This window comes from Streptomyces sp. CNS606 (assembly GCF_000426325.1).
This window is the reverse complement of sequence record NZ_AUFD01000045.1, coordinates 1-11,764: the sequence shown is the minus strand read 5'-3', so window position 1 is coordinate 11,764 and position 11,764 is coordinate 1. Positions and strand designations below refer to the sequence as shown.

Annotated in this window: 9 protein-coding genes, 1 pseudogene and 1 CRISPR repeat array; of the genes and pseudogenes, 9 read left to right on the top strand and 1 reads right to left on the bottom strand. The window is 69.9% G+C overall.

Annotated features, from left to right (window positions below; genetic code table 11):
- The 6 genes and pseudogenes from K304_RS0120215 to K304_RS34160 form a co-directional block, all read left to right on the top strand.
- Positions 1–740, top strand: a 740-nt coding sequence (locus tag K304_RS0120215; protein ID WP_027765216.1) for a hypothetical protein, incomplete at its 5' end; no start/stop codon positions are given.
- Between the two features lie 119 nt (positions 741–859).
- Positions 860–1,117, top strand: coding sequence for a helix-turn-helix domain-containing protein (locus K304_RS30220; protein ID WP_037791283.1), 258 nt, complete (start codon positions 860–862; stop codon positions 1,115–1,117).
- 473 nt (positions 1,118–1,590) lie between these two features.
- Positions 1,591–2,943, top strand: a complete 1,353-nt coding sequence (locus K304_RS0120205; RefSeq protein ID WP_486591751.1) for a helix-turn-helix domain-containing protein — start codon at positions 1,591–1,593, stop codon at positions 2,941–2,943.
- A 17-nt stretch (positions 2,944–2,960) separates the two neighbouring features.
- Positions 2,961–3,824: a DciA family protein gene (locus K304_RS0120200; RefSeq protein ID WP_027765214.1), complete on the top strand. Its 864-nt coding sequence runs from the start codon at positions 2,961–2,963 to the stop codon at positions 3,822–3,824.
- A gap of 120 nt (positions 3,825–3,944) precedes the next feature.
- Positions 3,945–5,492, top strand: a complete 1,548-nt coding sequence (locus tag K304_RS30215) for an RNA-guided endonuclease InsQ/TnpB family protein (protein WP_051308658.1) — start codon at positions 3,945–3,947, stop codon at positions 5,490–5,492.
- An 18-nt stretch (positions 5,493–5,510) separates the two neighbouring features.
- Positions 5,511–5,782: direct repeats of the CRISPR family, unit length 28 nt; unit sequence GTCCGGCCCACGGGCGCACGGAGCGATC.
- Between the two features lie 1,640 nt (positions 5,783–7,422).
- Positions 7,423–7,644, top strand: a pseudogene (locus tag K304_RS34160) (transposase); the annotation flags it as partial.
- Positions 7,645–7,666: 22 nt separating this feature from the next.
- Here K304_RS34160 and K304_RS0120185 read toward each other — a convergent pair.
- On the bottom strand, positions 7,667–8,050 hold the full coding sequence (locus K304_RS0120185; RefSeq protein ID WP_486591750.1) for a hypothetical protein: 384 nt from the start codon (positions 8,048–8,050) through the stop codon (positions 7,667–7,669).
- 444 nt (positions 8,051–8,494) lie between these two features.
- Here K304_RS0120185 and istA point away from each other — a divergent pair, with 444 nt between their 5' ends.
- The 3 genes from istA to K304_RS0120170 are packed head-to-tail and all read left to right on the top strand — an operon-like array spanning position 8,495 to position 11,522.
- On the top strand, positions 8,495–10,153 hold the full coding sequence (gene istA / locus K304_RS0120180) for an IS21 family transposase (RefSeq protein ID WP_027765212.1): 1,659 nt from the start codon (positions 8,495–8,497) through the stop codon (positions 10,151–10,153).
- Positions 10,150–10,938, top strand: a complete 789-nt coding sequence (gene istB / locus K304_RS0120175; protein ID WP_027765211.1) for an IS21-like element helper ATPase IstB — start codon at positions 10,150–10,152, stop codon at positions 10,936–10,938. The genes istA and istB overlap by 4 nt, the downstream gene beginning before the upstream one ends.
- A 50-nt stretch (positions 10,939–10,988) precedes the next feature.
- Positions 10,989–11,522: a GNAT family N-acetyltransferase gene (locus tag K304_RS0120170; RefSeq protein WP_027765210.1), complete on the top strand. Its 534-nt coding sequence runs from the start codon at positions 10,989–10,991 to the stop codon at positions 11,520–11,522.
- The last annotated feature ends 242 nt before the right edge of the window (positions 11,523–11,764 follow it).

The following is an 11,764-nucleotide window of genomic DNA, read 5'->3' as shown; positions in this document are numbered from 1 at the left end:
GGAGCAGTGGGCGGGCGCTCGCCGACGCGCTGCGCACAGACCTGAAACGCATCCAGGCCGACGGGCGGTGCGAACTCATCGGTGGTGCGGCCACGGCCGTCCGCGCAACGGACGAGCGCGCCGAGCTCGTCCTCGATGACGGTCGAGTCATCACCGCGGGCACGGTCGTGGCGGCTACGGGGGTGTCCGCCATGGCTCCCGCCGACGCCGCATGGCTGCTGGCGGAGGCCGACTTCGCCCCGCCGATGCTGTGGCGCACTCCCCCGGCCGAGCTGGGCGACAGCCCGTTCGTGCTGGGCGCCGACCGGCCACTGGGCACCTGGCTACGCGTCCACCCCAACACGGCAACCGACCTGCACGTGCTCTGTCCCCCCGGCGACGACTACAAGACGGCGGAAGTCACCGACGACCCGCGCGTACAGCTGCTCCAAGTAGCCAGGGTCGAGGTCACCGCCCTCCCTGCCGATAGGGGTTGGGTCATCGCAGCGGAGGACCGGGACGGGCGAGTGTCCGCGTACACGGCCACCAGCATGATGAACAACCTCGGAAGCCGACCAGCGGCCCTGCAGGGACTGCGTCAGGACGAGGACGGCTACTGCCCCCCAGACGTCCAGCACCTACGCATACGCGCCGCCGGCGACCTACGCAGCGCCCGCTGCCAGCGGATCGTCACCGCCCAGGGGTCTGGAGCCGAAGCTGTCCTCGCCGCCTACTACCGCGGCCGGGCAGGTGGCTCCTGATGGCCCACCAGCTCGGGATCTCGTTCAACTTCTGTGATGACGACCGTGTTTCAGCCCGCAGAGACGCCTCTAACTGTGTATCTTTCTTGGCATCGTCAATCACTCGGAGAGGTGGCTCTATGGCAGACCCCATCGAGCGGGTCGACGCCCTGGTTGACCGTGACCCCCTACCCGCCCCTCACATCCGGCAGCAACTTCGCAAGGCAGCCGGCCTCTCACAGGCCGAGGTCGCCGAAGCCGTCGGAGTGAAGCGGCTCGCCGTCACACGCTGGGAGCTGGGCCAGACCACTCCACAACGCCGGCACCTTGAGGCGTACCGCCACCTGCTCCAGCGTCTCGCCGAGAAGTACCCGAAAGCCGCGGGGAGGGACTCGTGACGTAGAAAAAGACGACGGCCGCCCTGTCGGCAAACAGGAACGGCCGTCCAAGTCGACTCAGCGCCTACCAAGCAATCGAGTCGTGAGCGGTCTCGTCAACCGCAGGTGCCCACTTCCAATCGGAAGTGGCCTCACCTGCGCTCAGGATACGCAGACGTCGTGCACGTGCACACCACCAGTGCGCGATTTGTCTGTTTTTCAATCCTCCGGCACTCCGTCCACGGCTCCCCTCATCACTCGGGGAGACCACACGCGTGCGTACCGCACACACCAGCCGACCATCGAACGGCGCCTCTACCGCGCCCGGCCCTCCGGCTCACACACCGAAGACGTCCATCCCGGCACCGCGCCGGGCACCCACCACCACCCCGGACCACACAGACCCGGCGGTGCTGCCGCCGCTGTGGGTGCCAGCGGCCCGGCAATGGCTCTCGACCACGGCGTGCCGGGTCGCCGGCGACGGATACAGCTGGATGCAGGCGGTCCACTGGGTCGCCAGTTCCGGTCTCTACACCCCGCGGCGCCGCACCGGTCCGCGCACCTTCGACCGCACAACCCTGCGCGTCGCCCAACTCTGCGCCGAGCTGTCCCCGTGCCGTCCCGGCGTGGACTACCTCGTGCGGCGCACCGGCCTGTCCGAGCGGACGGTGAAGTACCACCTGGCGATGCTGCGGGAGGCCGGGCTGCTCGCGTACGTCGAGCGCGGTACCCGTGTGCGCGGCGCGGCCGCGCGGGCGTCGGAGTTCGCGCTGGTGGTGCCGCCGCAGTTCGACGAGGCCCTCGGCATCCGCACGATCGGAGACGGGCCAGGGCGGCGGGTGACCGGCATCGACGGTGAGGCCGGCCGCAAGCTGGTGGCGAAACTGGGAAGAAAGGCCGCGCGGAAGGTCCGCAGCACGTCGCGGCGGTCCTTGAGGAAGGCGTCTGGTGGTCCGGTGAGGCCCTCCGGGACGACTGGTCAGCAGGGGTCTTCCGGGGCTGTTGCGGGCCGGGCGCGTTGCACCCCAATGCGGGGTGGTTGCTCTACTTCCTCTGCTGCGGGTACTACCTGGTTTCCCTCTGAGAACAAGCTCGCAAGCGGGGCCAGCGAATCCGCCACCCCGAAGAAACCGAAGCGCACTGCCAGTGGCCGCAAGAGCCTGAACCAGGTCGGGCGCCGTTTCCAGCTCGCCGCCGAGCTCGTCGCCCAGGTGCCGTGGCTGCGCGGCGAGGCGGTGCCGCAGGTCGCCTGGGTCGTCCGCCACCTCGCCGACGCCGGGTGGAGCGCAGTCGAGGTGCAGGCGTGGCTGGAGACCACCCCGGCCCCGGACCGCGGGTCGCACCGGCCCGCTGGGCTGCTGGCCTACCGGGTCCGCGGCGTCGAGCAGCACGTCGACACCGCCGCCAAGCGGCAGGTGCTGGTGGAGCGGTGGGAGGCGTCCCGGGAGGCTGCGCGTCGGCACCGTATCCGGCAGGTCCGGGCCCGGCAGGAACGTGCCGAGGGTGACTGGCAGGCGCCCCTCGGCCGGGCCGTGCGGCGGGAGGTCGAGTCCGTGTTCGCGGCCGCCGTCCAACGCCCGGCACAGTCCGTCCCGGACGCCTACGATTCGGCGTGGCAGGACGGACTCGACGGCATCGGCGGCATGAGTGCGGCCGAGCGCGCCGAGCTGGTTGACCAGGCGTGGGGCGAGTGGATGGTCGGGGACACCACGCTGGTAACCAGCATGCTCACCACGCTCGGCCGCGGGGCGGCCGTGGCGGTGTTCGGCTCCGAGCTGGTCAGGCGGGTCCTCCGCTTCGAGGCCGGCGGTGTCCGCCGTCGGCTGTCCGCTCTGGGACGACGGTGAACGGGGGAACTGCTGCGATGACCACCGACCCCACCGTTGACGGCGAGCGGACGCCGGACCTCCCGGAACCCTCGGGTGCAGACCTCCCCCGCATCGCCCTCCAAGCGGCCCGCGCGAACGCGAAGAAGAACGGCGCCACCGCGGCCAAGGCACGCCGGCCACGCCGCCGAACCACCGCCCGCGACACCGGCCGCGAGCCGCAGGGCTTCGGCGCCGTCCTTCAAGCACTCCTGGGCGAACGGGCCTGGGAGCTCCCCGCCGCCGGCGGAAACCTCCTCGACGCCTGGCCCGACATCGCCGCCGCTGCTGCACCGCGGCTCGCCGACCACGTCCAGGCCCACGCCTACGACGCGGAGACCGGCCGCCTGGACCTGCGCGCCGACTCCCCCGCCTACGCCACGCAGGCCCGGCTGATGACCCGGCAGCTCATCGCGGCCGCGAACCGACACGCCCGCCGCGAAGCCGTCCGCACGATCCGTGTCCTGGCCTGGAAGACGGCGCCCTCCCCCGTCACCGGTGGACGCCCCACCGAATCGGATGCCGCCGCAGCCGCGACGACTGAGCCGCCCGAACCGGTCCGTACCCGGGAGAACGCCTGCGCCGGGTACCGGCAGGCGCTCGCCGCTCACGAGGCGGCGAAGACCGCACAACCGCAGGTGAACCGGGCCGTCGCCGAGGCCCGCCAGCGGCAGGACCGCGCCCTGGACGCGTACCGCCGCGCCGCGTTCGCCGCCGAGGAGGAGATGCTGCGCGAGGCGGAACCGGCCGGGCCCCGCGGTGTGGAGGCAGACGTTTCCCGCGCCGGTGCGCTCCGGCGCCTCGCTGCTGAGCGCGCCGGACGGGCAGGGCCGACTACTTCCCGTCTGGGGCGTACCGCGTAAAGCGGCTCTCTGCCGGGCCGCCCTTCGGCCACCGCGCCGAAGGGCGGCCCGATTGTCAGTGCCTCCTCGTACCGTCAGTTCCACACGGTAGGCGGCAAGTTGAGCGAAGGGGTGAGCGGCATGGCGGAGGTCCTGCGCGCCTTCAAGTTCACCCTCGACCCGACACGCGCCCAGGTCGGGGCTCTGCAGCAGCACGCAGGTGCGGCGCGGTGGGCGTTCAATTGGGCCCTGGGCGAGAAGGTCGCCGCGCACCGGGAGTGGCGCCGCCAGGTCGGCGCCCTCCTCGCCGAAGGAGTAGCCGAGGAGCAGGCCCGCAAGCAGGTGCGGGTGCCGGTGCCGACGAAGCCCACGATTCAGAAGCGGCTGAACTCGTTCAAGGGTGACTCCCGCGTTCAAGACCTTCCCGACGGCGTTCTGGGACCGCGCCGGCCTTGTCCGTGGTGGTGGGAGGTCAAAACCTACTGCTTCCAGGCGGCGATGGCCGACGCGGACACCGCGTGGAAGAACTGGCTCTCCTCCCTCACAGGTGCACGTGCCGGGCAGCGGGTCGGGTACCCGCGGTTCAAGAAGAAGGGCCGCGCCCGCGACTCCTTTCGCCTTCACCACGACGTGAAGAAGCCCGGCATCCGGCTGGCTGGCTACCGCCGGCTGCGCCTGCCGACCATCGGCGAAGTCCGCCTCCACGACTTCGGGAAACGCCTCGCACGCCTCATCGACCGCGGCCGGGCCGTCGTGCAGTCCGTGACCGTGGCCCGCTGCGGGCACCGCTGGTACGCCTCCGTCCTGTGCAAGGTCGACCAGTCAGTACCGCAACGCTCCACCCGCGCGCAGCGCAGACGGGGACGGGTCGGTGTCGACCTCGGCGTCAAGCACCTCGCTGCCCTCTCCCAACCCCTCCACCCCTATGACCGGGCCTCGCTGTATGTCGAGAACCCCCGCCACCTGCGACGCGCTGCCCAGCGCCTGGCCAAGGCGCAGCGGGCACTGGCGCGCACGCAGAAGGGGTCGAAGCGAAGGGCGAAGGCCGTCCGGCGCGTCGGCCGTCTCCATCACGAAGTCGCCGTCCGGCGCGAAAGCACGCTGCATCAGCTGACCAAGCGACTCGCGACCGGGTTCGCCGAGGTTGCCGTCGAGGACCTGCACGTCGCTGGCATGACCCGCAGCGCCAAGGGCACCATCGACGCCCCGAGCCGCAACGTGCGCGCCAAAGCCGGCCTGAACCGCTCCATCCTCGACACCGCCCCCGGCGAGCTGCGCCGCCAGCTCACCTACAAGACCTGCTGGTACGGCTCCCGCCTCGCGGTCCTCGACCGCTGGTGGCCCTCCAGCAAGACCTGCTCAGCGTGTGGACGGCAAAATCCACGCCTCACACTCGCCGACAGGACCTTCCACTGCACAGGCTGCGGACTACGCATCGACCGGGACCTCAACGCCTCCCGCAACATCGCCACCCACGCAGCCCTCGCAGACACCGCACCACCCGTCGCCCCTGATAGAGGGGAGACGCAAAACGCTCGCCGAGCAGGAACAAGACCCACCGGCCCACGGGCCGGAAGGCATCCCGCGACGAAGCGAGAAGACACCGCCCCGGCGGTGCCACCCCAGCGGAGCAATCCGCTGGCGCTCCCACCCCCACCCACCGGTTACGAGCAAGTAACTCTGTTCTGAAACCGCAGCTCGGGAAGTGTCCGGCCCACGGGCGCGCGGAGCGATCGAACGGCCAGAGCGTGCCGGAGGCCGCCGGGCAGTCCGGCCCACGGGCGCGCGGAGCGATCGGAGGCACCTGTGTCCACGATCATGACACGTCCGTCCGACCCACGGGCGCACGGAGCGATCACCGGGTGACGCGGATCGGCGCCCTGCACGCGGGTCCGGCCCACGGGCGCACGGAGCGATCGGTGTGGCACCGCATCTGTCACCAGCTGTCCACGTCCGGCCCACGGGCGCACGGAGCGATCCCAGACTCCTCAAGTCCCGCGCGGCCGGGGCCGGTGGTGTGAGGCGGACGGAGCGGTCCACTTCCCCGGGCGACGCCGGGCAGCAGTGAGCTGGGCCCGCGAAGGCCCAGCAGCCACCGGCCGCACCAGCGAGCCCGCTCAGTGGACTCCTCACTGCACATTCAGGTCCGGTGGCCACCGCGACGACGCTGTCCAGAAGCGCGGCGGGGCTGCCGGCCTGCTGCTCGTGCCCGACCTCGGCGGGAACATCCCCGCGCGTGCGGGGAGCAGTCCGGCGGCCGGACCGAGGGACTTCCCGAGGCGGGACCATCCCCGCGGGCGCCGGGAGCAGTGGTATCTCACCACTCACATGCGTAACGGCATGGGACCATCCCCGCGCATGCGGGGAGCAGACTGTCTGACCTGCGAGTCTATTACCGCGATGACGCGCTTCCAGCGACTTTCACCGATTCCGGCAAATAGAACATGAAGGTCTTTCGTGTCCGACGTTGCTTATGGGAGCAGTCGAGCATCGAACGTGAAGAGGCCACCGCCACAGGCGCAGGAAGCAGAACACTCCGCGGACGACACCGTGCGGGGCGCCACCTGGAAAGTGACCCCCGCCATCCCGGCTCGCGTTCACCCGGCATGGACACCGAGCCTGCCCCGACTGCACTGGCCACCGAACGGTCGAACCCCCACCACACCCCGCAGACGTCGCACACTGGGACGCCGACGGGAGAGCCGGCGAATGCCCCGCCACGGAGCGGTGGACCAGCCCCCGCCCAGTGCACTGGCCACACCCACAAACATGACCCAAACGGCGCGCACAACTCACGTCGCTATCCCAACAACCTGATGAGGCGATCTCCTACAGGCCCTGGAAGCAGGTGCTGGTGCACCAGCCGACGCGGACCAAAACACGCGGGGAGCAGGACGGGCCGGACCATCCGGCCGCCCTCCGCAGGGCCCTCCCCGCGCCTGCGGGGGGCAGGCGGTGCTCAAGGCCGGGTCCCCCGGCGGTGCCGGACCATCCCCGCGGGTGCGGGGAGCAGCGGAGGGCGCGCCCTTCGTGCTGCTCAGGCGAGGGACCATCCCCGCGCGTGCGGGGAGCAGGCGTCTTTGCGGCACTGCACGCACTCGCCGGGGGGCCCATCCCCGCGCGTGCAGGGAGCAGCGGCGGCCCCCGCCCGGTGCCCGCCCAGTCTGGGGACCATCCCCGCGCGCGGGGAGCAGTGCTGGGCGAGCCGTTGAAGCCCCGGGTGAGGGGACCATCCCCGCGCGCGCGGGGAGCAGCGGCGCGTCGAATCCTTCGGTGAGCACCATGCAGGGGCCATCCCCGCGGGCGCGGGGAGCAGAAGGCCCGCCTGCGAGAGCTCACGGCCGCCCGGGAGCAGAGCGCCTGGATGAGCCGCCCCAGTTCACCGGGGTCATCCCCGCGGATGCGGGGAGCAGCAGGTGGCGCTGCCCGTCGCCAGCCTGGCCTGGGGACCATCCCGGCGGGCAGACGGTTCGAAGAGTTTGGGCGTCTCTCAGTCGTCCTCGCCAAAGCCGTACTTTTTCCCCTCGCGGCTCGTGCGGCAGTAGTTGGCCGTGCGTAGCATCTTGCCACTTGGCACCTCGATGGACTGGGTGTCTGCCTATGTGATCGACATACCACCTCTAACCTGGAGATCGCCTACACCTCGACCAACAGCTCCCGGCTCAACCCGATCGAGGCTTCCAGCCCAGTTCACCGCCTTGCGCTACTTCGCCCTCGACGGCACCGACCACCCCACCCCAAGGCCCAGGGCAGCATGATCCGCCGCTACATCATCTGGCGGAACAAGAACGCCGCGGACAGGCGCCTCAAAGCCCTGGTCAGCCGGGTCAACGCCGCCTGACCCGCCACGGCGACAACGGTCGTCACCACAGGTGCAGGAAGCTCCGGACGTCGTCGTAGCCGTCGACGGCTCGTCCGTCCACGTCCGTCGGGTCGGCCTCGGCCCGCGTCGCCAGCGACTGCGCCAGCACGAGGGCTGCGTCGCTGAGGCGTCCGAAGCGTCGAGCAGCGTGTCCCAGGCACAGGCCCGCCAGCCCGAGCAACGGACTGCCCGACACGGCCCGCGTCCCGACCTGCACGCACCAGTGCTCGACGAACTCCGCGTCACCGTCATTCAACGCCGTCCCGACCAGCACCCCTGCCGCCTCGCTCTCCGCCGAACGGTCGCGCAGAGCCCGCTCCATCGTCTCGACCACCACCTCGTGAGGCAGCGCAGAAGGGTTCTCGAAGCTCAGACGAGAATGCACCCCGCGAGACTACGCCGACCCCGTCCAACAGCTACCTGCCGCCACCCCATCCCGCCGGACGGGGCGAACGTTGCTGATACGGCACTGGAACAGGCCCCCGTTCACGCGGAGACCACCGCTCCGGCTGCCCCTCCGTCAGACATCCCCGCGCGAGCGGGGAGCAGCTTACCGGCCTCCCGGGAGGCCGTGACGATCGGGGACCATCCCCGCGGGCGCGGGGAGCAGTTGTTGTTGCCCAGTTCGACCTGGCTGACGTGGGGACCATCCCCGCAGGCGCGGGGAGCAGTCGCGCATGACCAGCGTGGCTTTGTATCTGAGAGCGGGAGTCGTTCCGAGGTGACTGTGGGAGTCACCTTCTGACCGGCTTTGCCGTGTCAGTTTGTTTTGAAGTCACCTGGGTCCTTGCGGTGGCACGGTGGATGTGCTTCTGCCGCTGGGGGGCCGATGGGGAAATCGCAGTCGAAGGTCGATCTATACGCCGCGATCCGCCGTGATCACCGGGAGGGCATGTCGCAGCGGGCTCTGCAGCGCAAGCACAACGTGACCTGGCGGACGGTGCGTAGTGCTCTGGATGGGCAGTGGCCGCAGCAGCGCAAGGCTCCGCGGCGTCGGGAGTCTCGGCTGGATCCGTACAAGCCGGTGATCGATGCAATCCTGCGTGCTGATCTGGATGCGCCGGCCAAGCAGCGGCATACCGCTCAGCGGATTTTCGACCGCCTGGTCGATGAGCACGAGGCCGTCGACATCTCGTATCCCATGGTCCGCGCTTACGTGAAGGACCGGCGGCTGCAGGTGCGGCGCGAGGCAGGGGTGGGGCCGCAGGCGGCCTTCGTGCCGCAGACGCATCTGCCCGGGGCCGAGGCGGAAGTCGACTTCGGTGAGTTCCACGTGGTGCTGGCGGGTGAGCTGACGAAGGTCTACCTGTTCTCGCTGCGGTTGTCCTTCTCCGGCAAAGCGGTGCACCGGGTATTCGCCACCGCCGGTCAGGAGGCGTTCTTCGAAGGGCACGTGCACGCTTTCCGGGTGCTGGGCGGGGTCCCACGCGCCCGGATCCGCTACGACAACCTCAAGGCCGCGGTCGAGCGGGTTCTGGGCTTCTCCCGCGGCCGGGTGGAGGCCGACCGCTGGACGGTGTTCCGGGAGCACTGGGGGATCGAGCCGTTCTACTGCCGTCCCGGCATCGAGGGCGCCCACGAGAAGGGCGGGGTCGAGGGCCAGATCGGCTACTTCCGCCGCAACCACTTCGTCCCCGTGCCCGAGGTCGCCTCGCTCACCGAACTGAACGCCATGGTCGACCAGTGGGACCTGGAAGACGAGGCCCGCCGGTTGCGGGGCCGCACCCGCCCGGTCGGCGAGTACTTCCGCCAGGAGCAACACCTGCTTCGACCTTTGCCGACCGAGCCGTTCGAGACCGGCCGGTGGTTCACCCCGCGGGTCGACCGGTTCAGCCAGATCAGCGTCCGCGGCAACACCTACTCCGTCCCGGTCCGGTTCATCGGCCACCAGCTGAGGGTGCTGCTGCACGCCAACGACCTACTCGTCTTCGACGGCCGGCAGCTGGTCACCCAGCACGAGCGTCTCGGCGGCCGGCACGGATCCCGCCTGGTCCTGGACCACTATCTGGAAGCTCTATTGCGCAAGCCGGGTGCCTTCCCCGGCTCGACGGCGCTGGAACAGGCACGCTCCGCGGGTCGCTTCACACCCGTGCACGACAAGTGGTGGGCCGCGGCGAAGGCCGCCCACGGTGACGCGGCCGGCACCCGCGCCTTGATCGAGGTGTTGCTGCTGGCCCGCCATATGGACCATGAACAGGTCGTCGCCGGCATCGCGGTTGCCTACCGGGCCGGAGCCCTCACCGCCGACGCGGTCGCCTTGGAGGCCCGCAAGCTGGCCGAGTCCGATGGCGAGCCCGCACCGAGTCCAGCCCGGTCGCAGGCCGCAAGCTCCCGGAAGAGCGAATCGTCCGGGGCCTCGGTGACCTTCCTCGCCGACTGGAAGCTGTCCCACCTGCCGCCCGATGACCGGCCGCTGCCCTCAGTGAGCCGCTACGACCAGCTCCTCAAACAGCCTGGCCGCACGGCCGGCGAGAAAGAAGGATCATGACCGGACGCAAGCGCGGGCTGACCGAAGAAGCTGCCACCGCCTCCATCGACCAGGCATGCCGGATGCTGCGGCTGCCCACCATCCGTCAGCAGTTCACCGACGTCGCCGACGCAGCCGCCCGCGATCAGATGTCCTACCGGTCCTTCCTGGCCGAGCTGCTGATGGCCGAGTGCGACGACCGAGCCCGCCGCCGGTCCGAGCGCCGCATCCGAGCCGCGGCCTTCCCCCGGGAGAAGAGCCTGCGGGCCTTCGACTTCGAGGCCAACTCCAACGTCGACCCCGCCACCATCAACACCCTCGCCACCTGCGAGTGGGTCAAGAAGGGCGAACCGCTCTGCCTCATCGGCGACTCCGGCACCGGCAAGTCCCACCTGCTGATCGCCCTGGGCACCGAAGCAGCCATGCAGGGCTTCCGCGTCCGCTACGTCCTGGCCACCAAGCTCGTCAACGAGCTGGTCGAAGCAGCAGACGAGAAGCAGCTGAACAAGACCATCGCCCGCTACGGCCGCGTCGACCTGCTCTGCATCGACGAGCTCGGCTACATGGAACTCGACCGCCGCGGCGCCGAACTCCTCTTCCAGGTCCTGACCGAACGCGAGGAGAAGAACAGCGTCGCCATCGCCTCGAATGAGTCCTTCGGCGGCTGGACCAAAACCTTCACCGACCCCCGCCTCTGCGCGGCCATCGTCGACCGCCTCACCTTCAACGGCACCATCCTCCAGACCGGCACCGACTCCTACCGCCTGGCACACACAAAAGCGCAGGCAGATCGCACAGCCAGCTGAACCGGCCGCCACGCGGGAACGACCCGCCCGACCACCAGCATCATGTCGTCATGGACACGTATCCCCTGCGGCTCGCCGAGCACGGTCTGGTACTTCGTGAGTGGAACCGTGACGACCTCGCCGTCATGCAAGAGCTGTTCGACGACCCCGACGTCGCGTACCGGACCCCGTTGGCATCACCGTTCGACCAGACCGCCGCACTGCACTACCTGCACAGCGCACAACGGGCCCGGCGGGACAACGAACGGATCCATCTGACGATCACCACCGATGGGCGCCTGGCGCTCGGAGAAGTCCTGCTCAATCAGACAACCGGCGGCATCGCCTACATCGTCGGAGCCACCCACCGCGGACGGGGCCTAGCAAAACGCGCGCTCCGAATCATGACCGACTTCGCGCACACCACGGTCGCCCTGCCGAGAGTGATCCTGGAGATCGAACCAGACAATCAGCCCAGCATCGCCATCGCACAAGCCGCTGGCTTCCGCCCATCCAACGCGCCCCCCGAGGCCGTCACCGACAAGGGACGGACCTACGACCTGCTCACCTGGGAACACCACCTGAACACGGCCGACCGAGGCTAAGCGACCAGATCCCAACACCACACGGGCGCCACGGCCGCTTCCGATACTCGCGTCACTCTCATGCTGCGGCAGTCCCTGGCTGCCGCAGCCGCCCAGTGACATCAATTCTCATCGACATTGATCATGAGAAAGCGCCTCGAGTGACTCCCGAACTCAGGTCGAAACGACATCCCCGGTAACTGACACAGCCACCAGCGCGAGGGCCTGGTAGATGGGACCATCCCCGCGGGTGCGGGGAGCAG

Coding starts and splice junctions, on each gene's coding strand:
- K304_RS30215 (WP_051308658.1), top strand. CDS start 3,945: ATGGCGGAGGTCCTGCGCGCCTTCAAGTTCACCCTCGACCCGACACGC.
- K304_RS0120205 (WP_486591751.1), top strand. CDS start 1,591: ATGCAGGCGGTCCACTGGGTCGCCAGTTCCGGTCTCTACACCCCGCGG.
- K304_RS30220 (WP_037791283.1), top strand. CDS start 860: ATGGCAGACCCCATCGAGCGGGTCGACGCCCTGGTTGACCGTGACCCC.
- istA (WP_027765212.1), top strand. CDS start 8,495: ATGGGGAAATCGCAGTCGAAGGTCGATCTATACGCCGCGATCCGCCGT.
- istB (WP_027765211.1), top strand. CDS start 10,150: ATGACCGGACGCAAGCGCGGGCTGACCGAAGAAGCTGCCACCGCCTCC.
- K304_RS0120170 (WP_027765210.1), top strand. CDS start 10,989: ATGGACACGTATCCCCTGCGGCTCGCCGAGCACGGTCTGGTACTTCGT.
- K304_RS0120200 (WP_027765214.1), top strand. CDS start 2,961: ATGACCACCGACCCCACCGTTGACGGCGAGCGGACGCCGGACCTCCCG.